This is a genomic window from Streptomyces sp. NPDC048504 (genome assembly GCF_043200035.1).
Classification (GTDB): Bacteria; Actinomycetota; Actinomycetes; order Streptomycetales; family Streptomycetaceae; genus Streptomyces.
Genome location: NZ_JBICXA010000006.1, coordinates 1 through 25,544, shown reverse-complemented (window position 1 = coordinate 25,544; position 25,544 = coordinate 1). Strand labels below are relative to the sequence as shown.

26 protein-coding genes and 2 pseudogenes are annotated in these 25,544 nt (G+C 71.3%); 15 read left to right on the top strand and 13 right to left on the bottom strand.

The annotated features are described in order from the left end of the window. Positions 1-138 precede the first annotated feature (138 nt). The gene (locus ACGFY9_RS16050; RefSeq protein WP_393754548.1) at positions 139-1,164 is read left to right on the top strand and encodes a LacI family DNA-binding transcriptional regulator; all 1,026 of its coding nucleotides are present in this window, start codon (positions 139-141) and stop codon (positions 1,162-1,164) included. Positions 1,165-1,255: 91 nt separating this feature from the next. On the opposite strand, the gene ACGFY9_RS16045 is transcribed toward ACGFY9_RS16050, so the two are convergent. Together ACGFY9_RS16045 and ACGFY9_RS16040 are read right to left on the bottom strand one after the other, a co-directional pair. Further along, positions 1,256-2,596, bottom strand: coding sequence for a hypothetical protein (locus ACGFY9_RS16045; RefSeq protein WP_393754546.1), 1,341 nt, complete (start codon positions 2,594-2,596; stop codon positions 1,256-1,258). A 131-nt stretch (positions 2,597-2,727) separates the two neighbouring features. After that, entirely contained in the window at positions 2,728-3,333 is a 606-nt protein-coding gene (locus ACGFY9_RS16040; protein WP_393755249.1) for a CGNR zinc finger domain-containing protein, read from the bottom strand. Between ACGFY9_RS16040 and ACGFY9_RS16035 the strand changes: the two genes are divergently transcribed. The 4 genes from ACGFY9_RS16035 (at position 3,244) to ACGFY9_RS16020 (ending at position 5,549) form a co-directional block, all read left to right on the top strand. Then, positions 3,244-3,930 (top strand): metallophosphoesterase, encoded by a 687-nt coding sequence (locus ACGFY9_RS16035; protein WP_393755247.1) that lies wholly within the window; start codon positions 3,244-3,246, stop codon positions 3,928-3,930. The genes ACGFY9_RS16040 and ACGFY9_RS16035 overlap by 90 nt on opposite strands. A 28-nt stretch (positions 3,931-3,958) precedes the next feature. Beyond that, complete coding sequence (locus ACGFY9_RS16030) at positions 3,959-4,642, top strand: LysE family translocator (RefSeq protein ID WP_393754544.1); 684 nt, start codon at positions 3,959-3,961, stop codon at positions 4,640-4,642. 47 nt (positions 4,643-4,689) lie between these two features. Next, complete coding sequence (locus ACGFY9_RS16025; RefSeq protein ID WP_366495048.1) at positions 4,690-5,040, top strand: VOC family protein; 351 nt, start codon at positions 4,690-4,692, stop codon at positions 5,038-5,040. Between the two features lie 107 nt (positions 5,041-5,147). Continuing rightward, complete coding sequence (locus tag ACGFY9_RS16020; RefSeq protein ID WP_393754542.1) at positions 5,148-5,549, top strand: MarR family winged helix-turn-helix transcriptional regulator; 402 nt, start codon at positions 5,148-5,150, stop codon at positions 5,547-5,549. Between the two features lie 24 nt (positions 5,550-5,573). Here ACGFY9_RS16020 and pqqB read toward each other — a convergent pair whose 3' ends face one another. Both pqqB and ACGFY9_RS16010 read right to left on the bottom strand, forming a co-directional pair. After that, entirely contained in the window at positions 5,574-6,464 is an 891-nt protein-coding gene (pqqB, locus tag ACGFY9_RS16015; RefSeq protein ID WP_393754540.1) for a pyrroloquinoline quinone biosynthesis protein PqqB, read from the bottom strand. A 145-nt stretch (positions 6,465-6,609) separates the two neighbouring features. Beyond that, positions 6,610-7,458, bottom strand: a complete 849-nt coding sequence (locus tag ACGFY9_RS16010; RefSeq protein WP_393754538.1) for a LysR family transcriptional regulator — start codon at positions 7,456-7,458, stop codon at positions 6,610-6,612. A 337-nt stretch (positions 7,459-7,795) separates the two neighbouring features. Between ACGFY9_RS16010 and ACGFY9_RS16005 the strand changes: the two genes are divergently transcribed. From ACGFY9_RS16005 to ACGFY9_RS15960, 10 genes are all read left to right on the top strand, one after another. Beyond that, positions 7,796-8,533: an alpha/beta hydrolase gene (locus ACGFY9_RS16005; protein WP_393754536.1), complete on the top strand. Its 738-nt coding sequence runs from the start codon at positions 7,796-7,798 to the stop codon at positions 8,531-8,533. Further along, positions 8,530-9,375 carry a sulfurtransferase gene (locus tag ACGFY9_RS16000; RefSeq protein WP_393754534.1) on the top strand — a complete coding sequence of 282 codons (846 nt, stop codon included), beginning with the start codon at positions 8,530-8,532 and terminating at the stop codon, positions 9,373-9,375. Before ACGFY9_RS16005 ends, ACGFY9_RS16000 begins: the two co-directional genes overlap by 4 nt. Beyond that, on the top strand, positions 9,372-10,247 hold the full coding sequence (locus ACGFY9_RS15995; protein ID WP_393754532.1) for an ABC transporter permease: 876 nt from the start codon (positions 9,372-9,374) through the stop codon (positions 10,245-10,247). Before ACGFY9_RS16000 ends, ACGFY9_RS15995 begins: the two co-directional genes overlap by 4 nt. A 2-nt stretch (positions 10,248-10,249) precedes the next feature. Continuing rightward, positions 10,250-10,966, top strand: coding sequence for an ABC transporter ATP-binding protein (locus tag ACGFY9_RS15990; protein WP_393754530.1), 717 nt, complete (start codon positions 10,250-10,252; stop codon positions 10,964-10,966). After that, a complete protein-coding gene (locus tag ACGFY9_RS15985; RefSeq protein ID WP_393754528.1) occupies positions 10,963-11,931 on the top strand; it encodes an ABC transporter substrate-binding protein in 969 nt (322 codons plus the stop codon). Before ACGFY9_RS15990 ends, ACGFY9_RS15985 begins: the two co-directional genes overlap by 4 nt. A gap of 24 nt (positions 11,932-11,955) precedes the next feature. Beyond that, the gene (locus ACGFY9_RS15980) at positions 11,956-13,056 is read left to right on the top strand and encodes an LLM class flavin-dependent oxidoreductase (protein ID WP_393754526.1); all 1,101 of its coding nucleotides are present in this window, start codon (positions 11,956-11,958) and stop codon (positions 13,054-13,056) included. 42 nt (positions 13,057-13,098) lie between these two features. Continuing rightward, on the top strand, positions 13,099-14,106 hold the full coding sequence (locus ACGFY9_RS15975) for an ABC transporter substrate-binding protein (RefSeq protein ID WP_393754524.1): 1,008 nt from the start codon (positions 13,099-13,101) through the stop codon (positions 14,104-14,106). Continuing rightward, the gene (locus tag ACGFY9_RS15970) at positions 14,103-15,209 is read left to right on the top strand and encodes an acyl-CoA dehydrogenase family protein (protein ID WP_393754522.1); all 1,107 of its coding nucleotides are present in this window, start codon (positions 14,103-14,105) and stop codon (positions 15,207-15,209) included. The genes ACGFY9_RS15975 and ACGFY9_RS15970 overlap by 4 nt, the downstream gene beginning before the upstream one ends. Positions 15,210-15,261: 52 nt before the next feature. Further along, on the top strand, positions 15,262-16,644 hold the full coding sequence (locus ACGFY9_RS15965; protein WP_393754520.1) for an FAD-binding oxidoreductase: 1,383 nt from the start codon (positions 15,262-15,264) through the stop codon (positions 16,642-16,644). Between the two features lie 195 nt (positions 16,645-16,839). Then, positions 16,840-18,261 carry a family 2B encapsulin nanocompartment shell protein gene (locus tag ACGFY9_RS15960; protein ID WP_393754518.1) on the top strand — a complete coding sequence of 474 codons (1,422 nt, stop codon included), beginning with the start codon at positions 16,840-16,842 and terminating at the stop codon, positions 18,259-18,261. A gap of 13 nt (positions 18,262-18,274) precedes the next feature. On the opposite strand, the gene ACGFY9_RS15955 is transcribed toward ACGFY9_RS15960, so the two are convergent. From ACGFY9_RS15955 to ACGFY9_RS15915, 9 genes and pseudogenes are all read right to left on the bottom strand, one after another. Further along, positions 18,275-19,189, bottom strand: coding sequence for a PfkB family carbohydrate kinase (locus ACGFY9_RS15955; protein ID WP_393754516.1), 915 nt, complete (start codon positions 19,187-19,189; stop codon positions 18,275-18,277). Next, positions 19,186-20,190: an ADP-ribosylglycohydrolase family protein gene (locus ACGFY9_RS15950; RefSeq protein WP_393754514.1), complete on the bottom strand. Its 1,005-nt coding sequence runs from the start codon at positions 20,188-20,190 to the stop codon at positions 19,186-19,188. Before ACGFY9_RS15950 ends, ACGFY9_RS15955 begins: the two co-directional genes overlap by 4 nt. A 43-nt stretch (positions 20,191-20,233) precedes the next feature. Continuing rightward, entirely contained in the window at positions 20,234-20,941 is a 708-nt protein-coding gene (locus tag ACGFY9_RS15945; protein WP_393754512.1) for a GntR family transcriptional regulator, read from the bottom strand. Next, the gene (locus tag ACGFY9_RS15940; protein WP_393754510.1) at positions 20,938-21,492 is read right to left on the bottom strand and encodes a cysteine hydrolase family protein; all 555 of its coding nucleotides are present in this window, start codon (positions 21,490-21,492) and stop codon (positions 20,938-20,940) included. The genes ACGFY9_RS15945 and ACGFY9_RS15940 overlap by 4 nt, the downstream gene beginning before the upstream one ends. Further along, positions 21,489-22,973, bottom strand: a complete 1,485-nt coding sequence (locus tag ACGFY9_RS15935; protein ID WP_393754508.1) for a purine-cytosine permease family protein — start codon at positions 22,971-22,973, stop codon at positions 21,489-21,491. Before ACGFY9_RS15935 ends, ACGFY9_RS15940 begins: the two co-directional genes overlap by 4 nt. 89 nt (positions 22,974-23,062) lie before the next feature. Then, positions 23,063-23,845 carry a DUF899 family protein gene (locus ACGFY9_RS15930; RefSeq protein ID WP_393754506.1) on the bottom strand — a complete coding sequence of 261 codons (783 nt, stop codon included), beginning with the start codon at positions 23,843-23,845 and terminating at the stop codon, positions 23,063-23,065. Positions 23,846-24,297: 452 nt separating this feature from the next. After that, positions 24,298-24,567: a hypothetical protein gene (locus ACGFY9_RS15925; RefSeq protein ID WP_393754504.1), complete on the bottom strand. Its 270-nt coding sequence runs from the start codon at positions 24,565-24,567 to the stop codon at positions 24,298-24,300. A gap of 187 nt (positions 24,568-24,754) precedes the next feature. After that, a pseudogene (locus ACGFY9_RS15920) lies at positions 24,755-25,246 on the bottom strand (zinc-binding dehydrogenase); the annotation flags it as partial. A 168-nt stretch (positions 25,247-25,414) separates the two neighbouring features. After that, a pseudogene (locus ACGFY9_RS15915) lies at positions 25,415-25,544 on the bottom strand (IS110 family transposase); the annotation flags it as partial.

The window sequence follows — 25,544 nt, the reverse complement described above, 5'->3', positions numbered from 1 at the left end:
CACAGCACGTCCCAGGGCGCCGCCCCAACATAACCGCACGCCTGCGACCGCTGACAAGTGTCCTTGATGTTTCTCTGCTGTGAACGCTCCCAGCATGGCGCTTCTGGCTCCGGGTCCGAGACCCGTAGAGTCTGGACCATGACCAATACGGGGGGTCGGCGCAGACCACCGACGATCCATGACGTGGCGCGCGAGGCCGGCGTCTCGCGGGGCACGGTGTCGCGTGTCCTCAACGGCGGGCACTATGTGAGCCCGGCCGCGCAGGAGGCCGTCAACGCGGCCATCCGCAGGACGGGTTACGTCGTGAACCGGCACGCCCGTTCCCTGATCACGGGGCGCTCGGACTCGGTCGGTTTCCTGCTGACGGAACCGCAGGAGAAGTTCTTCGAGGACCCCAACTTCAACATCCTGCTGCGGGGCTGCACGCAGGCGCTGGCCGCGCACGACATCCCGCTGCTGCTGATGCTGGCCGGTACCGAGGACGAGCGGCGACGGATCACGCGGTACATCACCTCCGGGCACGTCGACGGGGTGCTGCTGGTCTCCAGCCACTCCGGGAATCCGGTGGCGGAGGAGCTGAGCGAGGCGGGCGTACCGCTGGTCGCGTGCGGCAAGCCGATCGGGCTCGGCTCCAAGATCAGCTATGTCGCGGCCGACGACCGGGACGGTGCCCGTGACATGACCCGGCACCTGCTCTCCCTCGGCCGCCGCCGCATCGGCACGGTCACGGGTCCGCTGGACACGCCGGGCGGTGTCGAGCGCCTCGCCGGCTACAAGGAGGTGCTCGCGGAGTCGGGCATCGAGGTGGACGACGACCTCATCGTCTCCGGCGACTACAGCCGGCTCAGCGGCGAGCGCGGCGCCGAGCGACTGCTCGCCCAAGTCCCGGAGCTGGACGCCGTGTTCGTCGCCTCCGACCTGATGGCGCGGGGTGTGCTGACCACGCTGGAGCGGGCCGGGCGTCGCGTGCCGGAGGACGTGGCGGTCGGCGGTTTCGACGACTCCCCCGCCGCGCTGGCGTCCAGCCCCGAACTCACCACGATGCGGCAGCCGTTCGACCGGATCAGCGCGGAGATGGTGCGGGTGCTGCTGGCGCAGATCGGGGGCGAGGACACGGCGGCGGTGATACTGCCTACGGAGTTGGTGAAGCGGGAGTCGACGTGAACGGGCGGGTTCTCGCGGTGAGTTGAGCAACAGCGCGGTGCGCGCCGGGAGTTGAAGGGGCGAGCCGCGGGCTCGCCCCCCAACGTCACCGTCAGGCGGACGGGTTGACGATCACCTCGGCCGTGTTGTTGTCGGTGTTCGAGTCGAAGGCGAGAGGTGTTCCGCTGTAGGACAGGGTCGTGACGTGGCCCGTCGCGTCGGGGACGACCCGGTCGATGCGCAGCTGGAACGGGAAGCTGACGTCCAGGCCGGGCTTGGCCCAGGTCGGCAGGGTGCACGCGTAGTGGGCGACGGTCGGGTCGTCGCCGGACGTATGGGCCCCATGGCAGGTCTTGGGCATGGATGTGGCGACAGTGCCCTCCGGTGCGTAGAAGTCGAGCGTGGTGATCGGGTCGCCTGCGCTGACGTCGCCTGCCCAGGCGGGACCGTGGTTGACGAAGCGGAAGCCGGAGGTGACGGTGTCACCCGCAGCGCCGCTCGCCGAGGTGCCGTAGACGGCGAAGTCGGCGGTGTTGTCCGCGTTGACGTGCCAGGAGCGACTGTTGTCCGAGCTGTCGAGGTCGGTGGCGTCGGCGGTCGGCTCGACGTCGTAGTCGAACCGGTCGTACAGCGCGCGTTCGGTGACGGCGAGTTGCAGCGGCTCCGGCAGCTCGACGGTGGCGCCGGGCGCGACCTCGGTGTCGAAGGAGCAGGTCACGGCCGTATCGCCACTGCCGTCGACGTCCGGTCCCGTGTAGGTGCACTGCGGGTAGCGGGTGGTGACGTCGAGGCCGTACGTCGCCCACATGTCCAGGGTGAAGCCGTGGGCGGTCTCGTTGCCGGTGTTGGTGATCGCGTACGGCACGGTGAGGCGGGTGCCGGGCGCGACGCCGTTGACGTCCTGCGGAGCGGTGATCCCGAGGTCGACGCCGGAGCCGACGGTGACGGTGGTGTCGTCGCTGCGCGTGGCGGCGATCGTGCCGTCGGGGCCGCCGGTGGCCTCGGCGGAGTACGTGACCGTGCCCTGCGCTCCGATGGCGGCGCCGGCGACGGCCCGCACCTTCAACCGCACCTGCGCGCTGTAGCGGATCGGCACGTCGCCGGTGTCGCACACGGCGACGGTGCCGGCGTCGTCCGGCGTGCAGTTGTCGGGCCAGGCCACCTCGGCGACCCCGGCGAGTCCGGAGGCGTCGACGGTCAGCCGACCGTCGGTCAGGGTGAAGGCGGCATTGCTGTGCGTCAGCCCCAGTGCCAGCGGTCGGTACTGCGCGACCTCACCGTCAGGAGCGACGGTCGCCGTCACGTCGTACGGCGACTGGATCGCCAGCGCATCGGTCTGCGGTACGTCGTCGGCGACCGCCGCCCCACTGCCGAGACCGGCGACCGCCAACGCCCCCACGGCTCCGGCACATGCCCCGCGACGCAGCACACGTCCGACGGAGACAGAACTCATAAAATCCCCCAGCTGGGCAGAAGAAAGCCCGGCAAGTGACCTGCACCGGGCGGGAGTTGGACGGGGCGCCGGGGTGGAAGGTTGTAGGCGGGGGGCGTGGGGCGGGCGGTTCTTACCGTTTTCTTGATCAGTCAGGGCGAGGCCGAACCGCCATCGGCCGAGGCGCGCTGACGGTTGTAGTGACGAGCGGCTCGGGCGCGGTTTCCGCATGACGGCTTGCACCACTCCTGCCGTCCATGGCTCTTGACGAAGTAGCGCACACAGCGGGGTGCGGTGCAGGAGCGCAGCAGTGGCCGGTGCGGACCACTGAGGAAGTCGACGGCCGCTCGGGCCAGGGCCGCGACGAGCCGAACGTGCGGATCGTTCTCCTCCGACAGCAGCCGGGCGACGGGGGCTCCCTCGGCGGGCCAGTCGAGCTGAGGGGCGACCGGCTCCCGCGCGGCGGCCGTGTTGAGGTGGGTCATCGCCTGGTCGGCGGCCATCAGGCGATCAGCATCCGGCGGGCTGGGGGGAGCGGGGCTGACCGCCCGGGCGAACAGGGCTCGGACCGCCTGACGAAGGTCGACGATCGCGAGCCGGAGGTCTTCGTCCACCGCGATGCCCACTGCGAGTTCCTCGGCCGGAACGGAGCCGGCCAGCAGGTCGCGCTGCTCCTGGAGCCAGCGCGTCGCTCCCTGGACGGTGGCAAGGTCATCGGCGACACCGCCGTCCCCGTCACCGGGGACATCGCCGATCACGGCGCGGAGGCCGAGTACGAGGAAGCGGCCGAGATCCTGACCGCCCCCTTCCCTGTGCTCACCTGCCCCGGAAACCACGACGCGCGCCCGGCCCACCGCAAAGCCCTGCTCGGGGACGCGCCTGGCGACGGCCCCGTCAATCAGGTTCACCACATCACCGGCACCACCATCCTGATGTGCGACTCGACCATCCCCGGCCGCGACGAGGGACGTCTCGACGCCCGCACCCTCGACTGGATCGACACCACCCTCACCGCGTTGACGCGGGACACTCCGGCACTGATCGCCTTCCGCCAGCCGCCGGTCGAACTCCATCATCCGCTGCCCGACTCCGGCATGCTCGAAGACCCCGGACAGCTGGCCGAGTTGCTCGAAGCGCACCCGCAGGTCGCCGCCGTCCTCACCGGTCACGCCCACACCGCGGCCGCCTCGACGTTCGCCGCGCGTCCGCTGATCGTCGGACCGGCCGTCACCTGGACCCTTCGCATGCCCTGGGAGGGCGATCGGCCCGCGGACCGCGACCAGCCACCCGGCCTCGCGTTCCACGTCCTGGACGACGACCGGCGCCTGACCACCCACTACCGCGTCGTGCTCTGAACCCCCGCTCGCGTGATCCGGAGGCATCGTGGTCCATCCGTACGCCGTCGCCGGGTTACTGGTGGCGGTCCTCCCCTTGATCGCCGCCCCCGGGGCCAGTCTGACCCTGCTGATCCGACACGTCACGGACAGCGGCCGCCGTCAGGCTCTGCCCGTCATCCTCGGCACGGTCACCGGCCTGTACATCCACGCCACTCTCGCCACAGCCGGTCTGTCGGCCCTGGTCATGCAGTCCAGCGTGGCCTTCACCGTCGTCAAGTTCATCGGTGCCGCCTACCTCATCGGCCTGGGCATATGGACATGGCGTTCCGCCGCACCGAGCACGGTCCCCGCCGCGCACCTCCGACGCCCGCCGAGGCGTTCGGACTCCGTCTACGCACAGGCGTTGCTCGCCAACGTCCTCAACCCGAAGGCGGCGGCCATCCACTTGACCCTGGTCCCCCAGTTCATCGCGCCCCGCGAGGCCTTCGGCGGCCAGATCCTCACGCCGGCGACCGCTCAGGCGCTGCTGATCGCGCTCTGGCTCGCCGACTGGACCTTCCTCATCCGGCGCCTCGCACGTCCCGCGGAACTCCCGCTTCAAGCAGAGGGCCACCAGGGCCACCTCGGTGGTCCTCCTCGCCCTCGGCATCCGCAGCGCCACGACGTAGGCCCGTCGGCGCCACCCGATCAGGATTGGAGAAGCCCTCACGCCTCCCCCGCCCTAGCCTGAATTCACCGGCGAAATCCGTCGGACCACTCTTCACGGAGGAGCTCGTCATGACCGACGGACTGAACACGATCATCTACCCCGTCAAGGACCTGGACGCCGCGAAGGCCCTGTTCGGCGCCCTGCTGGGGGTCGAGCCGTATGCGGACGAGCCGTACTACGTCGGGTACAAGGCCGCCGGACAGGACGTCGGCCTCGACCCGAACGGGCACGCCCGGGGCATGACCGGACCGGTGCCGTACTGGACCGTGGACGACATCCGGACACGGCTCGCGGCCATGGTGGAGGCGGGGGCGGAACTGGTGCAGGACGTCCAGGACGTCGGCGGCGGCAAGCTCATCGCGTTCGTGAAGGACGCGGACGGGAACTTCGTCGGACTCACCCAGAATCCGGCCGCCTGACACACACCGACGGCCGGCCGTCCGGAACCCGTGCCACGACAGCCAGCTACTTGCGCGTGCACTAGTTGCGTACTCAATGACTGGCCGGATCGGTGTACCGTGCGGGTATGGCAGTGAAGTCGGCCGGTGCCCGACAGCTAGAGGAACAGTGGCGGGACATCCTGTCCGTGCACGCGCGCACGATGTGCGAGATCGATCGCGTACTGCACCCGCACGGCCTGGGCGCGAGCGACTTCGAGGTGCTCGACATGCTCGCGTCCGAGGCCCCCGAGGAGGGCGACCAGTGCCGGGTGCAGAACCTGGTCGGACGGGTCCATCTCAGCCAGAGCGCTCTCTCGCGTCTCATCGGACGGCTGGAGAAGGACGGCCTCGTGGAACGCTCCATGTGCATCGAGGACCGGCGCGGGGTGTGGGTCGAGCTCACCCGAAAGGGGCGTGACCTGCACGCGGAGGTGCTGCCTCTCCAACGCGGCGTCCTGGCGCGGATGTTGGACGACCCCGAGGGCTGACACAGCCCGTCCGCCGCACTTGCCTCACACCGTGAACTCCGCCCCGTCCATGAGCACTTCGACCCCCACCTCGTTCACCTGCGCACGCGCGGCCGAGCCCGCGTCGAGCAACGGGTTCGTGTTGTTCAGGTGGGTGTAGATCCGGCGGACTCCGGGGTGACGGGCGAGGGCGGTCAAGCTGCCGCGCGGGCCGGCGACGGGCACGTGCCCCATGCCCGGCCGACCGGTACCGGTACCGGCGCGTGCCGCCGTACCCGCCTCGTCCGCAGTGAAGAACGTGCCGTCCAGCACCGCGCAGTCGGCGGTAGTCAGCAGCTCGTCGAGAGTGTCCGACCAGGCTGCGACACAGGGTGCGTAGACGAGCGCCCCGCCGGTCGCCAGGTCCTCGATGCGGTACGCCGTCACCCAGCGGTCGTCCGCCGGGCGGGGCGGCAGGTACGTCGGGGGCCTGGTGCCCATCGGGTGGGCTGTCACCACCAGGCCGCCGGCCAGGACGAACCCGTCCTCCGCGAGGCTGTCGGACCACTCCCAGGGCGCATAGCGGTCGAGGACGGCCCGGGCCGGGCTCAGCGCGGCCAGGACAGGCCGCGGGGCGTACACCTTGAGGCCCGGCGCCCCGCGGAGTGCGGCCAGGCCCGTCACATGGTCGGGCTCGGCGTCGGTGAGGAGGACGCCGCGCACCGGGGTGTCGCGCGCGCCGGGACCCGGCCAGAGCGCGGGGGTCGCGGTGAGCTGGGTGCGGATGTCGGGTGAGGCGTTGAGCAGCCACCAGTCCCGCGCGTTGCCGGTGACGGCCACGCACTCCTGCGTACGCGAGGGCAGTTTCCCGTCGCGGGCGGCGGCGCACAGCGCGCAGGCGCAGTTCCACTGCGGGAAACCGCCCCCGGCCGCGGTACCGAGCAGGACGACCCTCACGACGATCGCGCCCCCTTGCCGACTCACCCAACGCGCGGACTCACCGAATCTCCCCGAGGGATCTTTCCTCCAAAACGGACCCGACTACCCCTCCGCAGGGGACAGTTCCGGCCGATCTCCACCTGCCCGCTCCCCTCTCCCCCGGTCAGCGCAACAGATCCCGTACGGCCGCGAACGCCGCCTCCACCGTCGCCGGATCCGCGCCCGGCCGGGCCAGCGCGCTCATGGGAATCGGAGTGACGGAGGGCAGCCCGTCGTACGGAGTCAGCCCGTCCGGAGCCGAACCGACCGACGCGAGCAACGCGACGCCCTGCCCCGTGCGGGCGATGTCGAGCACCCCGGCGAGATAACCGGCGTCACCGACCACCGCGGCCGGCACCCCGTGCGCGGCGAGGGTCGAGATGGCCCGGCGGCGGATCGCGCACGGGTCCTCGATGGCGACCAGCGGGACGGGCGCGGGCGCGGCCGGGCGCTGCCAGCCGGGCGTCGCGTGCCAGGTGAGCGGGAGGCCGCCGACCGGTGTGCCCTCGGTTGCGGCGGCCTCGGTGACGTACACCGCGACGTCCACGCTGCCGCGTTCCACGGCTTCGACGAGTCGGGCCGAGCGGTCTATGCGGAAGCGGACCCGGCAGCCGGGCCGCACTTCCTGGACGGCCGCGGTCAGCCGTGGCAGGAACTGGTCGGCCGCGTGTTCGGTGGAGCCGATCGTGACGGTGTCACCGTCCACGTCGAGCAGGGTGCGTACGGCCTCGTCGTGCACGGCGAGGATGCGGCGGGCCTGCTCCAGGAGCAGCCGCCCCTCGGGCGTGAACCGGGTGCCCCGGCCCTCGCGCTCGACGATCGGCCGGCCCAGCGTCTTCTCCAGCCTGCGGACATGCTGGCTGACCGCGGACTGGCTCAGGGCGAGGGCCCGGGCCGCGCGGTGGAAGCCGCCGCAGTCGGCGATCGCGGTCAGGCTGCGCAGGGCCACGATGTCGAGGACAGGTTGCGGCATGCCGGTGACGGTAGTCGTTCCGTGCATCGATCGCGATAACTGATCGATTTCGATGCGGAATCATCGTTGGACGCGATCGGTCGCGTCCGGTCATGATGGGCGCATGCTGCACACGACCGCTTTCGCTGCCCTTCTGACGCAGCGCCGAGTCATCGACTTCGGCGTGGCGTGCAGCGCGCGCTGTCGTTGACCCACCGCCTCTCCGCGGCACCCTTCCCGAGTTCTCGCTGATCACGTCCGCCCTGCGCACTGACACGTGACGGCGGCTCCGCCCTGCTCACTTCTCGCCCCACCCTCAATTCCCCTCCCCTTTCCCCTCGTTGGGAGCTGTCACCCCATGCCCTCTTCCTCCGTCTCGTCCTGGGACGAACCCGAAGGCCTCGCCGCGCGCGGCACGTTGATCGTGCTGGCCGGGCGGGGCGAACACGGCGGTGTCTACGAGCGGTTCGGCCGCCGGCTCGGCTACGACGCCTACCGCGTCCGCGCCCTCGGCGACCCGACCGCCGACCCCGCCGTCCTGGAGCAGGCCGCCAAGCTGCTCGCCGACGAGTCGCTGCCCGGCCCGAAGGTGCTGGTCGGTTCCGACACGGGCGCGCTCCACGCCCTTCAGCTCGCCGCCGAGCAGACCGCGGGCGTCGACGCGCTGATCCTGGCCGGGCTGCCCACCGGTGCCTGGACAGCGGGCAGTTGGGAGGAGGAGGCCGCCGCCCGCACCGCCTGCCCGACCCATCAGGGGCGCCTCACCAACGACCCCGACTTCCGGCGCGGCGCCATCGACGACTCCGCCGACCTGCCCGAACCGCGCCTGGACCTGGTCCAAGTCCCGGTCCTGGCCCTGCACGGCAAGGACGACGCGATCAGCCCGCTCGACCGGGCACTGAGCGTCTACGACGGCCACCCGGGCGTCCACACGGTCGTCTTCCACGGCGGCCGGCACGACGTCCTCAACGACGCGCTCCACCGGACCGCCGCCGCCACGGTCGTCCTGTTCCTCGAACGGCTCCGGCTGGCCCCCGAGGACCGCGAGACCGGCGAGGCCCGTGAACTTCCCCTGATCGCCGAGGAGTTGACATGACCGGCCGCGTGACGACCACGGTCGCCGAGCTGACCGACCTCCTCGCCTCCGAGCGGCCGCCCGTGCTGCTCGACGTCCGCTGGGCCCTCGGCGGCCCGTACGGCCACGACCACTACGCGGACGGCCACATTCCCGGCGCGGTCTACGTCGACCTGGACACGGAGTTGGCCGCACCGCCGAACCCCGAGGGCGGAAGGCACCCGCTCCCCGATCTCACCGAACTGCAGGAATCCGCCCGCCGTTGGGGCATCGGCGACGACCGGCCCGTCGTCGTCTACGACGACCTGGGCAACACGGCCGCCGCCCGCGCCTGGTGGCTGCTGCGGTACGCGGGCGTCACCGAAGTGACCCTGCTGGACGGGGCGTTGGGCGCCTGGCGGACAGCGGGGCTGCCGCTGGAGTCCGGGATTCCCGTCGATCCGACGCCGGGTGATGTCGTGCTCCGCGCGGGTGCGCTGCCGGTCACCGATGCCGACGGCGCCGCCGATCTCGCCGTGTCCGGGCTGCTGTTGGACGCCCGCGCCGGTGAGCGCTACCGGGGTGAGGTCGAGCCGGTGGACCCGCGTGCGGGACACATCCCGGGAGCCGTGTCCGCGCCGACCGGGGAGAACCTGGCGGCGGACGGGACCTTCCTGGCGCCGGAGTTGCTGCGCAAGCGGTTCGAGGAGCGGGGGGCCGGGGACGCGGCACGCATCGGCGTGTACTGCGGGTCCGGTGTCACCGCCGCTCATCAGATCGCGGCGCTGGAGATCGCCGGGTTCGAGGCGACGCTCTTCCCCGGTTCCTGGTCCGCCTGGTCCGCCGACCCCGCGCGCCCGGCGTCGACGGGAGACCGGCCATGACGACGAAACCGCTGGACGCGGCGGTGTTGCCGCGGAAGAAGGAAGTCACGCCCGCGCCGTCCACCCGGGTCACCATCCGCGGCACCGCGAAGGTCGACCGCCGTTTCACCGTGCCCCGTTCGGTACGGCGCGCCGCCGGACCCGTCGGCCTCGTGCTGCTCTGGTTCCTGACCTCCGCCACCGGCGTGCTCCCCGAGTCCGTGCTGGCCTCCCCCGTCGACGTCCTGCGTCAGGCGGTGGACCTGACGAAGAACGGCGAACTCCCCCACGCCATCGCCGCGTCGGGCCGCCGGGCCGCCATCGGTTTCCTCATCGGCGCGACCGTCGCGCTGACGCTCTCGCTGGTGGCCGGGCTGTTCCGGCTCGGTGAAGACGTCATCGACTCCTCGATGGGCATGTTCCGGGCGATCCCCTGGGTGGGTCTGATCCCGCTGTTCATCGTCTGGTTCGGCATCGAGGAGACCCCGAAGATCGCGCTCGTGGCGCTCGGGGTGACGTATCCGCTGTACTTCAACATCTACGGCGGTATCCGCTCGACCGACGCCCAACTCGTCGAGGCCGCACGGATGATGGGGCTCGGCCGGTTCGGCCTGATCAAGTACGTGATCCTGCCGAGCGCGCTGCCCGGGGCACTCGTGGGCCTGCGGTACGCGCTGTCCACGGCGTGGCTGGCGCTGGTCTTCGCCGAGCAGGTCAACGCGGACGCGGGGCTCGGCTATCTGATGAGCAACGCCCAGCAGTACTTCCGCACGGACGTCATCGTGCTGTGCCTCGTCGTGTACGCGCTGCTCGGTCTCGCCTGCGACTTCGCCGTACGGATCCTGTCGCGCCGGCTGCTGACCTGGCGGGCCAACTTCGAGGGTGAGGCGTAGAGATGGCCAACTCCGTTGAGATACGCGGGCTTTCACGGGCCTTCGACGGCAACACCGTGCTGCACGACCTCGATCTGGACATCCGTGAGGGCGAGTTCGTGGCCCTGCTCGGGCACAGCGGCTGCGGCAAGTCGACGCTGCTGCGGATTCTCGCCGGGCTGGACCACGAGATCGGCGGCGAGGTGACCGTGCCCGCTCGGCGCAGCGCGGCCTTCCAATCGCCGCGGCTGCTCCCGTGGTTGAAGGTGTGGCGCAATGTCGTGCTCGGGCTGCCGGGGCGTCCGGACCGGGCGCTCGCGCTCAAGGCGCTCGACGAGGTCGGCATCGCGGAGCGGGCGACCGTCTGGCCCAAGACGCTGTCCGGCGGTCAGGCCCAGCGGGTCTCGCTCGCCCGTGCCCTGGTCCGTGAGCCCGAACTCCTGTTGCTGGACGAGCCGTTCGGCGCGCTGGACGCGCTGACCCGGGGCAAGGTTCAGGCGCTCGTCGCCGAGCTGTGGCAACTGCACGGCTGCGCGATCCTCCTGGTCACCCATGACGTGGAGGAGGCGCTGCTGCTCGCCGACCGGGTCCTGGTGATGGACGAGGGCCGTATCGCCCACGAGGTGACCGTCGACCTGCCCCGCCCCCGTGATCTGACCGCCCCCGAGTTCGTGACCCTGCGCGCCCGCCTCCTGAACTGGCTCGGCGTGACCCGCACTTTGGAAGGAACCCCCTCGTGATCCGCAGAATCGCCGCCGCGACCCTGAGCATGACCGCCCTGCTGGCGCTGAGCGCCTGCGGTGCCGACTCCTCGGCGGACACCTCCGCCGGCGGGCAGGTCACCCTCACCATCGGCGACCAGGCCAAGACGCTCCAGACGATCATCGCCGCGTCGGACGCGCTCAAGGGCGCCAAGTACAAGGTGAAGTGGGCCGAGTTCCAGGGTGCGGCCCCGCTCTACCAGGCCGTGCAGGCGGACGCCGCCGACACCGGGTACTCGGCCGACCTGCCCGCGCTCCAGGCGCTCAGCGGTGGCGTCAAGATCAAGAACGTCGCCGCCCTCAAGAACGACGGTACGCACGTCGGGATCGTCGTCCGCAAGGACTCCGGCATCGACAGCGTGAAGGACCTCAAGGGTCAGAAGGTCGTGGTGTCCTCGGCGAAGGGCAGCATCTCGGAGTATCTGCTCGCCAACGTGCTGAAGCAGAACGGGCTCAGCTACAAGGACGTCAAGGTGCAGTATCTGCTGCCGACCGACGCGCAGGCCGCCTTCGCCTCCGGGAAGGTCAAGATCTGGGCGACGTTCGGCGTCTACCAGGCCGTCGGCCTGGAGCAGGGCGGCAAGCTCCTCGTCGACGGCGCGGACGGCCGGGTCAGCGGCTACGGCTTCATCAACGCCTCCGAGAAGGCCCTCGCCAACTCGGCCAAGAAGACCGCCCTTTCGGACTTCCTCCAGCGCCTGAGCACGGCGCTGAAGTGGACCAGCACCCACCAGGACGCGTACGCGAAGGCCATCGAGGAGCGCAACGGCGCCGACGCCACGGTCGCCAAGACCCTCGCCTCGGCCGCCTACAGCCAGGTGCTGCCGATCACCTCGGACGTCGACACGACCGTCCAGCAGGTCGCCGACCTCATGAACAGCATCGGGGTCCTCGACCCGAACGTGGACGTGGCCAAGTCCGCGGACACCTCACTGCTCAAATGACCTTTCCTGCTTAGGAGTTCGCTCATGCCTGTCGAGTTCATCAGCGCCGTCCACACCGACTCCGGGGCCTCGGGTCCCGCCGCCGCGAGCCGTACCGGCTTCGACGTCGACCATCTGCGCAAGTACGCCCGCGCGTTGGACGACGGCGGCTTCGACCACACCCTGGTCGCCTACCACTCGGCGTCGCCCGACGCCTTCCAGGTCGCCCAGTTCGTCGCCACCCACACCGAGCGCGTCCGCCCGATCCTCGCGCACCGGCCGGGCGTCATCTTCCCCACGCACGCGGCCCGCGCCCTGGCCACGCTGGACCGGATCAGCAATGGCCGGCTGACGCTGCACATCATCTCCGGCGGCAGCGACGAGGAGCAGCGCCGGGAGGGCGACTACCTCAACAAGGCGGAGCGGTACGAGCGTTCGGACGAGTACATCCAGATCCTGCGGAAGGTGTGGGAGGCCGAGGGGCCCGTCTCGCACCAGGGCAAGTACTTCACGTTCGAGGGCTACTACTCCGACGTGAAGCCGGTGAACGGCCTCGTCCCGATCTCGGTCGGCGGCTCCTCCCAGGACGCGTACCGGGTGGGCGGTCAGCAGGGCGACATCTTCGGGCTGTGGGGCGAGCCGCTCAAGGAGACGGCCGAGCAGATCGCCGCCGTCAACGCGGTCGCGGATGCCGCCGGGCGTCCGCATCCCCGTATCTGGGTGTCGTTCCGCCCGATCATCGCGCCCACCGAGGAACTCGCCTGGGAGACGGCCCACCGCACCCTCGGCGTCCTCAAGGACCAGGCGAAGAACACCGAGTTGCTCCGCCACTACCGCACCACCGGCCGCCCGGCGAACGTCGGTTCGCAGCGCCTGCTCGACATCGCCGAGCGCGGCGAGGTCCAGGACCGCTGCCTGTGGACCGCCCCCGCCGTCGCCACCAACGCCGCCGGCGCGTCAACTGCCCTGGTCGGCACGCCCGAGACGGTCGCCCAGGCGCTGCTCGACTACGTCGACATCGGCTGCGACCTGCTGTCGATCCGCGGCTACGACCCGCTCAACGACGCGATCGACTACGCCCGCCACGTCCTGCCGCTGGTCCGCCAGGAACTCGCCCACCGCGCGACGACCTCACAAGCCGCCTGATCCGTCCCCTTCCCTGATTGCGAACTCCCCTATGGAGACCCCGTGTTGTTCCGCCATTCCCTGCGCGCGTCCGCCGCCGCCCTCGCCCTGCTCCTGCCGTTCGCCGCGGCCTGCGGAGGCAGCGCCACGGCCGATTCCTCGTCCGACGTCTCCTCCGTCACCCTGCGGGTCGGCGACACCGGCTGGAAGGTCGGCGAGGCCGTCCTCAAGTACGCCCACCTCGACGACACCCCGTACAAGGTGAAGTGGAATCTCTTCCAGGGCGGCGACCTGCAACTCCAGGCCATGCGCGCCGGAGCACTTGACCTGGCCTCCTCCAGCGAGATCCCGCCCATCTTCTCGGCGGCCGACGGCAAGCCCAACTTCAAGGTCGTGGCCGTCCAGCGCGGCTCCACCCTCAACCAGGAGGTCGTCGTCCCCAAGGGCTCCAAGGTGACCGACATCGCCGGCCTGAAGGGCAAGAAGGTCGGCTACGTCCAGAACACCACCGCCCACTACTTCCTCTACGAGCTGCTGAAGCAGGCCGGGTTGGCCTGGTCGGACATCGACGCCAAGCCGCTGCTCCCCAACGACGGCCTCGCGGCCCTGAACGGCGGCTCCATCGACGCCTTCGCCTCCTACGGCACGTCGATCATCACCGCCCACCAGCAGGGCGCGACGACGGTCGGCTCCGGTGCCGACATCCTCTCCGGCAACTTCCTCTGGTCCGCCCGCGACAGCGTCCTCAAGAGCCCCGCCCAACGGGCTGCCGCGGCCGACCTGATCGCCCGGATCACCAAGGCGTACGCCTACGTCCGCGACGGCCACGAGGACGGCTTCGCGAAGGTCACCGCCGACGCCACCCACCAGCCGCTCGCCCAGGCCAAGTCGGACCTGGTCGCCGCGCAGAAGCAACGCCCGACACAGGCCAGGACGGTCGGCGCCGACACGATCGCCTCCCAGCAGAAGGTGGCCGACGCCTTCACCGAACTCGGCGCGCTCAAGAAGCACTTGGACGTGAGGTCCTTCTGGACCACCGAACTCAACTCCGACCTGAAGAAGGCCCTGTGACCGCCCGCATCGCCGAACTGGCCGCCGGCTACGACCAGTCGGGCGCCTTCCCCGCCGACTCCCTCCGCATCGCCCACGAGGCCGGACTCCTCACCGCGACCATCGGCGAGTCCTACGGAGGCCGGGGCGCCCGGGTCGAGGAGAGCGCGCGGATCCTCCACCGGATCGGGCAGGGCGACCCGTCGGTGGCTCTGATCGCGGCGATGACCCTGAACACGCACGCCCGGCAGGCCGCGCAACCGCACTGGCCCGAGGAGTTGTACGCGCGGATCGTCAAGGAGTCCTTCGAACGGCCGGTGCTCGTCAACCACGCGCGCGTGGAGCCGGAGTTGGGCTCCCCCGCGCGCGGCGGGCTCCCGTCGACGCTCGCCCGGCGCACCCCGGACGGCTGGTCACTGAGCGGCACCAAACGCTTCGTGACCGGCGCGGAGGGCCTGGACTGGTTCCTGGTGTGGGCCACCACCGACGAACCGGAGCCGCGCGTCGGCACGTTCCTGGTGCCGGGCGGCTCCCCCGGTATCGACGTCACCGGCCGCTGGGACCAGTTGGGGCTGCGGGCCAGCGGCAGCCACGATGTGACGTTCCGGGACGTGGAGATCCCGTACGAGCACGTCATCGGCATCGGCCCGTACGGCGCGTCGGCCGAACAGGACAACCGGGCGGGCGCCTCCCTCCATCTCCCCCTCGCCGCCCTCTACTTGGGGGTGGCACGGGCCGCGCAGTCCTTCTTCCACACGTTCGCCCACGCGCGCGTGCCCGCCAACCTCGGTCATCCGGTGGCCCGTACGGAACGCTTCCGCAGGACCGCCGGGGAGATCGAGGTGCTGCTGGCCGCCGCCGAGCAACTGGTGTTCGGCGGGGCCGCCCGGGTGGACTCCGGCGACACCTCGTACACCCCCGAACAGGCCCTCGGGGCACGGGTGTTGGCGGACCGGCACGGCGTGCGGGCCGTAGAACTAGCCGTACGGCTGCTCGGCAATCCGGGGCTCGCGCGCGGGAATCCGCTGGAGCGGCACTTCCGGGACATCCAGTGCGCGCCCGTGCACGCGCCCCAGGAGGACATCTCCCTGCTCGCGATCGGAACGAAGGCGTTGAACCCGTAACCCGCCCTATGACGGACCCCATGTCGGCACGCACAGTGAAGGTACGGAACCGGTGACCACAGCTCCCCCGACCACCCCCACCGCCGCCGCCCGGCTGCTCGGTCTGCTCGCCCGGGATCTGCCGCCCGACCAACTGGCCACGGACCCACGCACGTTGGGCGGATACACCACGGACCGTTCGGGCACCCGGCCTGACGGTGTCCCGCTCGCCGTGGTGCACGCGCGGCGCACCGAGGACGTGACCGTCACGCTCCGGCACGCGAACGCGCTGCGTGTGCCGGTGGTGCCGCGCGGGGCGGGCACCGGTCTGTCGGGCGGGGCGTCGGCCGGTGAGGGCGTGCTCGTGCTGGACCTGTCCGGGATGAACCGCGTCCTCGAACTGTCGGCCGACGACCAGCTCGCGGTGGTCGAACCGGGTGTGATCACCGCCGAGTTGGACCGGGCGGCGGGTGAGCACGGTCTGCGGTACGCGCCCGATCCGGCGAGTGCGGCGATCTCCACGATCGGCGGGAACATCGCGACCAACGCGGGCGGGCTGCGGTGCGCGAAGTACGGCGTGACGCGGGACAGCGTGCTCGGTCTGGAGGCCGTCCTCGCCGACGGGACGGTGGTCACGACCGGCCGCCGTACCGTCAAAGGGGTCACCGGTTACGACCTGACCGCGCTGCTGACCGGCTCCGAGGGCACCCTCGCCGTCATCACGTCGGCGACGCTGCGGCTGCGTCCGGTGCCGGTGGCGACCGCGACGCTGGCCGCGTACTTCGACTCGTTCGAGGCGGCGGCCGAGGCGTCGTACGCGATCGGGCGGGCCGGGGTCGTACCGGCGCTCGCGGAGCTGCTGGACGGGCCGGTGCTGCGTGCCGTCGATCCGGCGCTCGGCGGGCGCGGGTCGGCGCTGCTGCTGGTGCAGTGCGACGGGGCGGGGGCGGCCATCGAGGCGGAGCAGGTCGCACGGGTGCTGGCGCCGACGGCCACGAGCGTGGAGACCACCGCGGACCCGGTCGAGGCGGAGGCCCTGCTGGCGGCCCGGCGGCTCGCCCTGCCCGCGCTGGAGCGGCTGGGCCGGCCGCTGATCGAGGACATCGCCGTGCCCCGCTCGCGGCTCGCGGAGGCGGTCCGCGAGATCCGCGCCATCTCCGCCCGCCACGACGTGCCGGTCTACACGCTCGCGCACGCCGCCGACGGCAACCTCCATCCGATCATCGTGGTCGATCCGGCCCTGGACCGACTGCCGGACGCGGCCTGGGAGGCGGCCGGCGAGATCTTCGCGCTGGCGTTGCGGCTCGGCGGGACGCTGACCGGTGAGCACGGTGTCGGCGTGCTGAAGCGGCAGTGGGTGGCGGACGAACTCGGGCCCACCGCCCACGCGTTGCAGCGCCGGCTGAAGGAGGCGTTCGACCCCAGGGGCATCCTCAACCCCGGCAAGACCCTGTGAGGCGCCCCGGACGGGATACCGCCGAACGGGTGAGGGTGAGTGATCCGGGGGTGGTGCGGGAGCACGTGCGGTTGGCATGTGCCTCGACCGCCGTCCGAATTCATCACTCGTCGTGACCGACAACGGGTAGCTCTACGCACGGAATGTGACGGACGGCAGCCGTCCCGTCACCCGTGCGACAGGAGAGAAGGCACCATGTCGGTCGACACCGGTACCGCGCCCGAGGCGGGCGCCGAGGAGCGGGAACAGCAGAGCCTCGGTACCGCCGCGGCACGCACTCTGGCGACCACGACCAAGTCCGAACCCCAGATGCAGGGCATCAGTTCACGCTGGCTGACCCGCATGCTGCCCTGGGTGAACGTGCCCGGCGGCACCTACCGCGTCAACCGCCGGCTGTCCTACACACGGGGCGACGGACGGGTGACGTTCGTCCAGACCGGCGCGCAAGTGCGGGTCGTCCCGGCCGAGTTGAGCGAACTCCCGCCGCTGCGCGGCTTCACGGACGCCGACGCGCTCGGAGCGTTGGCCGAGCGGTTCGAGCAACGGGAGTTCGCGCCGGGCCAGTTGATCGTGGAGGCGGGCCGCCCCGCCGACCAGGTGTTCCTCATCGCGCACGGCAAGGTCGAGCAGCTCGGGGAGGGCCCCTACGGCGACGAGGCGGTCGCCGGCCTGCTGGCCGACGGCGACACCTTCGGCGGCCAGGTGCTCGCCGACCCCGACCGCAGCTGGGAGTTCACGGCCCGCGCGGCGACGGCCACCACGGTGCTGGCGCTGCCGCACTCGGCGTACCAGGCCGTCGCGGAGCGGCACCCGGAGCTGAGCGCGCACGTCGAGTCGGTCGGCGCGGACGAGCACGGCCCGGTCAACCCGTTCGGCGAGGCGGCGATCGCCCTCAGCGCCGGGCATGTCGGCGAGCCGGATCTGCCGGGCACGTTCGTGGACTACGACCTCGCCCCGCGCGAGTACGAACTCAGCGTCGCCCAGACCGTGTTGAAGGTGCACAGCCGCGTCACCGACCTCTACAACCAGCCGATGAACCAGACCCAGCAGCAACTCCGGCTCACCGTCGAGGCCTTGCGCGAGCGGCAGGAGAACGAGCTGGTCAACAACCGGGACTTCGGCCTGCTGCACAACGCCGACTACGACCAGCGGATCTCCACCCACTCCGGGCCACCGACCCCCGACGACCTCGACGAACTCCTCAGCATGCGGCGCGACACCCGCTACCTGTTCGCCCATCCGCGGGCGATCGCCGCGTTCGGGCGCGAGTGCAACAAGCGGGGCGTCTACTTCAGCGGCATCGACGTCGGCGGCCACCACCTGCCCGCCTGGCGCGGGGTCCCGCTGCTGCCCTGCGGCAAGATCCCGGTGAGCGCGTCCCGTACGTCGTCGATCATCGCGATGCGCACCGGCGAGGACGACCAGGGCGTGATCGGCCTCTACCAGACGGGCATCCCCGACGAGCTCGAACCGGGCCTCAACGTACGGTTCATGGGCATCAACGAGCAGGCGATCATCTCCTACCTGGTGAGCACCTACTTCTCGGCGGCGGTCCTGGTACCGGACGCGATCGGCATCCTGGAGAACGTCGAGGTCTCCCGCCGGGACGGCAACTGACCGCCAGACACGGCTAGTTCAGGAACGCGTCCAGCCGTGCCGCGTCCGGCGCCGTCGCCGGGCCCGACGCGGTGACGGCCAGGGCGGCGCCGGCGTTGGCCCGGTGAGCGGCGGCCACCGGGTCGACACCCCGAGCCAGGGCGGCCATGAACACCCCGGTGTGCGCGTCGCCGGCGCCGTTGAGATCGACGGCGTCGACGGCGAACCCCGGCACGGCGACGAGGTCTCCGCCGTGGTGCACGAGACACCCGTCGGGGCCGTTACGGACGAGCACCGCGCCGCGTCCCAGCCGGGATTGGAGGGCGCGGGCTGCTTCGGCCGGGTCGTCGAGGCCCGTGAGCAGCGCGGCTTCGCGGGCGTTGCAGCTCCACCAGTCCGAGCGGGCGAGCAGCGACTCCACAGCCTCAGCGGGGATTTCGTGGACCAGCGGCCCCGGGTCGGTGACCAGCGTGACCGCCGGGTCCAGCCGGGGCAGGAGATCGAGCAGGGCGGTGCGGTTGCTGTCGTGGAGCAGGCTGTATCCGGTGACGTAGACCAAGTCGCCTGCGCCCGGCCGGAGTTCGGCCACATCGGCGCTGGTAAGGGTGGCCTCGGCGCCGGGGCTGGTGACGAAGGTGCGCTCGCCGCCCGCCTCGACCAGGCAGACCACGAAGCCGGTGTCCGGTGCCGGACGCGGTGCGAGCAGAACGTCGATGCCCTCGGCATGCAGCGCGGCGCGGGCCCGGTCACCGAAGGAACCGGTGCCGTGCGCTCCGGCGTAGGTCACCGGGAGTCCCTGGCGGGCGGCTGCGGCCATGACGTTGAAGCCGCCGCCCGGGGTGCGCTGGGTACGGGTGGCGAGGACGTCGCCGCCGCGCTCGGGGAGGGCGGGGACATCGAGGACCAGGTCGACGACGACGTTGCCGAGGTGCCACAGCCTGGCGCTCACGGCCGCGCCCGGAGTTCGAGCAACGCGGCGGCTGTCGCGTCCAGTTGGAGCTTCGGGTTGACGCGTACGAGCGTCTCCCGCGCGTCGGCCGGGAAGGCGTCCACCCCGTGGCAGGCGCCGCCGACGGCGCCCGCGATCGCGGCGATGGTGTCGCAGTCACCGCCGACGGACGCGGCCAGCAACACGGCCCGCCAGGGGTCGTCAGGGCAGGCGGCCAGGACGGCGAAGGCCGCGGGCACGGACTCCTGCGTGGCGAGACTCGTCCCGACCAACGCGTAGACGCGCTCGCAGAGTTGGGCCTCGGTGAGGCCGCGCACCAGCCCGGTCGCCCATACGATCCGTTCGGCGACGTCTGCGGCGGCCACCCAGTGTCCACGCCCCGCCGCCAACCGGGCCGCCGACACGGCCACTTCGACCGCCTCCGGAACCGACGCCCCGTCAACTCCCGCGCTCACAGCGGCGGCTACGGCCGCGGCACCGGCGAGTGCGACCCCTGTGTTGTGGGTCAGGCTGCTGGCCTCCACCACCCGGTCCACCAACTCGGCCGGGTCGGCGACCGACACCGCGACGCCCACGGGGGCGATCCGCATCGCCGCGCCATTGGTGGTGCCGTAGCGCCCCACCTCGTCGACGGGGGTGCCCGCGAGGACGAGTTCCACCGCGCGCTTGGTGGACGGCCCGAGGAGGTCGAGCGAGCCGCGGGCGCGCATTGCGTCCTCCCAGGCGACCAGGCGCCGGGCGAGTTCCGCCGGGTCGACGCGGCCCTTGCCGTCGAGGAGCAACTCGGCGAGGAGCAGGGCCTGTTCGGTGTCGTCGGTGACGGCTCCGGCAGGCATCCCGGCGGCGAGGGGATGGTCGGGGGCGGCCGGTTGGAAGCCGGTCAGGAACGGGCCGTAGCGGGATGTGATGTCCGGGCGGGACAGCATCTGCGTGGGCATGCCGAGGGCGTCCCCGAGGGCGAGCCCGTAGAGGGCTCCGGTGGCGCGGCTCTGGAGGGTCATGGGTACTTTCCGGGGCAGGGAGCGGCTACTGCTGGGGTGCGGGTCAGCCGAATTCGAGGGTCAGTTGGAAGTGGTCGGGGTCGAGGAGGCTCACGACATGTTCGACGAAGGAGCCGTCGGCCGCCCGGCTGGTGCGCCGCGTGTCGAGGAACCAGTCACCCGGTTCGCGGCGCAGCAGCTCAGCCTCCCGCCCGTCGATCCGCCGGCCGCTCACCCGCTGCTCACCGTGGTCGGGCCGCAGTCCGGCCCGCAGCATCACCTCGGTCAGCGACTCCTGCCCGAGCCCGCGGGAGGGCAGGTCCCGCACCCCGGGCACGGGCGGAAGAAAGCTGCGTTCGTACGACACGACGACCGCGTCTGCGGCGAGTTCCCGTATCCGCTCCACGCACACGAACTCGATGGTGTTCAGGGTGAGTTGACGAGCGAGTCGCTCGTCCCGCCGGGCATCCACCGTGAGGGTCCGTACCCGGGTGTCGATGCCCTGGGTGGCCAGTGCGTGGGCCCAGCCGAGGCGGTCGTCGAGGGGACGGCCGTCGAAGAGGACGTAGGAGCCCTTGCCGGTGCGGGTGGCGATCAGGCCGGCCTCGCTGAGTTCGGCGAGGGCCGCGCGGACGGTCGTACGGCTGACGCCGAAGCGTTGGGCCAGGGCGTGTTCGCCGGGGAGTTGATCGCCGGCGGGGTGGTGGCCGCTGCGGATCTCCTTGGCGAGGACCTCGGTGATGCGCTGGTGTTTGAGGCGGACGGCGGTCATGACGGCTCCCCGACCACCTCGGCGACGGTGACCACCCGGATCAGGGGCCGGTAGAGGTCCATGACGTGCAGCGCCTTGGCGTGGGAGTCGTCGTCCACGCCCGCGCAGGCGTCGGAGACGACCAGTACCTCGACTCCCGCGTCGGCGGCGGCCAGTGCCGTGGACAGGACACAGCAGTCGGTGCTGACTCCGGCGAGGGCGAGGCGACCGGTGGGGGCGACGCGTTCGGCGAGTTCCGGGGTCCACTTGCCGAAGGTTGGCGCGTCCACCAAGTGCCGTGCCTGCACGGCGAATTCATCGTCCAGTTGCCAGAGGGGGGCGTCCGGTGGCTGGAGCGCGAAGGGCCACTGGTCGTAGTAGGCGCGCCAGGCGCCCTCGGGTTTCTCGGGGGCCAGGAAGCGGGTGAAGGTGACGTGTTCCCCGAAGGCCGGCAGCAGTCGTCGTACGCCTGCTGCCGCTCGGTCGAAGCGGGGGGTGGCCCAGGGGCTGTCGGGTTCGGCGAAGACGCGCTGCATGTCGATGACGGCGAGGTGGCCGGTCGCGGTGGTCATACTGCGGGCACCGCCTCCGGGCTCGCGGCCTGTTCCTCCTGACGCCGGACGCGGGCGCGGCCCAGCGTGAGCGTGCCGAGGAAGCCGACGGCGAGGGCGATCAGGACGCCGAGGTTGGCGTAGGCCCAGGAGCCGGACTTGCCGCCGAGACCGAACGGGTCGAGCAGATAGCCCTGCCAAGTCAGCCAGCTCGCGGCCGTGTTGGTGACCAGGCCCCAGCCGATCGCGGTGGCGGCGAGGGTGAGGAGGAGGGGCGTGAGTTGTACGTCGCCGTAGCGGCCGTTCGGGCGGAAGAGGTCGCCCTCGTCGTAGTCGCGGCGGCGCAGGAGGAGGTCGGCGAGCATGATGCCGCACCAGGCGGCGATGGGGACGCCGAGAGTGGTGAGGAAGCCCATGAACTGGCCGAGGAAGTCGTCGGCGAAGAACACGATGTAGACGGAGCCCGCGATCATCAGGACGCCGTCGACGAGCGCGGCGAGATAGCGCGGCACCCGGAGTCCGGCCGACAGCAGCGCCAGGCCGGAGGAGTAGATGTCGAGGACCGCGCCGCCGACCAGGCCGAGGACGGCGACCACGGCGAACGGGACCAGGAACCAGGTGGGCAGGATCGTCGTCAGCGCGCCGATCGGGTCGGCGGCGACTGCCTTGTTGAGCGTGCTGGAGGAACCGGCGAGCAGCAGGCCGAAGACCAGGAGGAGCAGCGGGGCGACGGAGGCGCCGAAGGCGGTCCAGCCGATCACACCTCTGCCGGACGAACTCCGGGGCAGATAACGGGAGTAGTCGGCGGCGGCGTTGACCCAGCCGAGCCCGAAGCCGGTCATCATGAAGACCAGCGCGCCGATGAACTCCTGTGCGGAGCCCGCCGGTACGGCACTCACCGTGCTCCAGTGGATGTGGTCGGCGACGAGCGCGATGTACACGACCGTGAGCACGCCGGTGACGACTGTGATCACGGTCTGCAGTCGCATGATCAGGTCGAAGCCCATGACTCCGCCTACGACGGTCAGCGCGCCGACCAGGATCAGCGCGACCACCTTGGTCTCGGTGCCGCCGCCCCAGCCGAGCCGGCTGAAGACGGTCGCGGTGGCCATCGTCGCGAGGGCGGTGAGGACGGTCTCCCAGCCGACGGTGAGGACCCAGGAGATCACCGACGGCAGCCGGTTGCCGCGCACGCCGTAGGTGGCGCGGCTGAGGACCATCGTCGGCGCGGAGCCGCGCTTGCCGGCGACCGCGATGAATCCGCAGAGCAGGAAGGAGAAGACGATCCCGATGACACCGGCGACGAGCGCCTGCCAGAAGGAGATCCCGAAGCCGAGCGCGAAGGCGCCGTAGCTCAAGCCGAGGATGGAGACATTCGCTCCGAACCAGGGCCAGAACAAGGTACTTGGGGTCCCTTTGCGTTCGGCGTCGCCGATCACGTCGAGGCCGTGCGTCTCGACCTGGAGCTGCCGGGACTGGGAAGTCTGGGAGGAGTCCGCCATCGTCGACCTACCTGTCTAGACGTGTTCAGTCGAGGCTAGGCCGGGTGGTCAGGGGCGTCAAGGGCAGGCCCAGGGCGGACCGCTCCCCGTCAGTGGCAGTCGCCGTGCCGGCCCAGGGTCTCCACGGGGGTCGCGCCCGGGCGGATCCACTGCGGCACGGGACGGCTGGTCCCGCCCCAGGTGGCGTTCCCGTCGGCGTCCGAGCGCCAGTACCAGCAGGCGTCGCGGCCGGGCGGGTAGCCCTCGGGGTTGTCCTGCCACGCCTCGCCGCGGCCGTAGGGCGTCATGTCGAGCAGGGCGAGCGAGCCGTTGACGGGCTCGTTGCCGCGGCCCGTCGTGGAGTAGGTGAGGAACACACGGTCGCCGTCGCGCAGGAAACAGTCGATGTGCCCCATGCCTCCGCCGATCCGCGGCTCCACGCCCCGCACCGAGTACCAGGGCTCGGTGTAGCCCATGAACTCGACGTAGGGAGCGACCTCGTCCCACGCCCCCGCGGTCAGGACGGCGTACGAGACGCCCCGGGCGTTGAGGTAGACCGCGTCCTTCATGTGCCAGGCCGTGGTGGTGCAGCCCTCGCACTGTCCCTGGTGCGGTGCGTGGTCGTGCCACATGTGCTGGTACACCACGAGTTCGTCGCGCCCCTGGAACAGGTCGAGGAACGGGACCGGTCCGTCGGCGCCGACGACCTCGACCTTCCCGTCGAGCTCGACCATCGGCAGCCGCCGCCGGGCCGCGGCGATCACGTCCCCCTCACGGGTGTGCGCCTTCTCCCGGATCAGCAGCTCGTCGCGCGCCGCGTTCCAGGTGGCGATGTCTACGACGGGCGGCTTGCCGGGGAGGCCGCTGCTCGCGGTGCCGGATGTGGTCGTCATGGGTCCTCCGTGATGCGTCGTTTCGGAGTCGTTCCGGGCAGCGTCGTACGACGTACTACGGCGCTCACCGGATCAGACTCCGGGCGCGGACGAAACTCATCGCGGCGGGCAGGGCGTCCGCCGCGGGTGCCCACGTGTGGCGGCACCACATGTGTCGGCACCGCACATGGGCACACCCCGCTGTTCCGCTCGCCGGCACAGCACGCGACACGTCACCGGCCCGTCAGCAGGCTTTTCCCATCGGTCGGGGCGTCACGCGTACCGCACCACGGGTGCCGCGCTTCCGCGATCTCGAAGGAGGCCACCAGGGAGTCGTCCGGGACGCGTCAAGGGCACGGCGAGGCCGCCCGCGCTCCCCGCAAAGACCGCGCCCGCGACACGTTGGCCCTGCTGAGCGGCGAGTTCGACGAGACGCACGACGTGTGGCGCTCGGCATGGGCACGGTGTGTGGCCTACCCGGGTCCGCCCGGGCGGTGCTCGGCGACCGGGATGCCGTGATCATCGAGGCATCCGACTTCTACCGGACCCGGCACGGTGACTTCGGACCCCGTAACGCACAGATCCGGATCGGGCGCGCGGCCCGGCCGCTGATACACCGTCATCTGGAGGCGCGGCGGGCGGAGTTGCCCGGCCGCGTCGCCGAACTCCTCTCCCCCAGCGCCGTCTGGCCCGACGCCGGGAACCTGCTCGTCCTGCGCCATCTGCGAGACGTCCTGCTGCACCGGAACGGCACCGCCCCAACTGCACGCCGCCGTCAGGCAGATCGTCCATCGGGCGCTCCTGGCGGGCGCCCGGCACCGTCACTCACCGCCGCCCGCTTGACGAGGCGCCATGGAGATCGGCCCGCTTCGGACCGCCCGCTCGCCGGTACGGATCGAGGGCTGCCTGTTCAGATACAGATCGGCCTGTTCAGATGCAGATCACTATCTTTCCTCGGGTGCGTCCGCGCTCGGCGTGCGCGTGGGCGTCGGCGATCCGCTCCAGGGGATAGGCCTGTTCGACACGGGGTGTGTAGCGCCCTTGCCCGCCCAGTTCCGCCGCCGCGGACAGGAGACCGGAGTCGTTCACCGCGTCGGCCACATACGTGCCCAGGCGCTGCCCGCCCGCGTGGTCGGCGACCGTCGCAACGCGCTTCGGATCGCCCGCGATCGCGACGAGGTCGTCCAGCGATCCGGAGGCCGCGGTGTCGAGCACGATGTCGACGCCGCGCGGAGCGAGGGTGGTGAGGCGCTGTGCGAGGCCGGGGCCGTAGGTGGTGGGAACGGCGCCGAGAGAGGTGAGGAACCCTTGGTTGCGTTCACTGACTGTCCCGATCACGGTGCCGGCACCTTGTGCCACGGCGATCTCGACCGCCGCGCTGCCCACGCCTCCGGCGGCGCCCTCGACGAGGAGGGTGCGCCCCATCGTCGAACGCGACCGCATCGCCGCACGCATCCAGGACCTGACCCGGGCCAAGACCAAACTCGGCCGCGTGATCGAGAATGTGACCGCGGCGAACGTGACGCAGGATTGATCAACCCGTCGCGAGGGGGGTGCTCTTATCTGTTCGGTCAAGGTCTGCGGGCTTGGTCAGGCGGCTTGTTCGTGTGTCGGCTGGTAGGCGGCGCGGTGTTTGAGCATGGCGTGCAGGACATCGATCCTGCGGCGGGTGAGGCAGATCAGGGCGGCGTTGTGGCGTTTGCCTTCGCCGCGTTTCCTG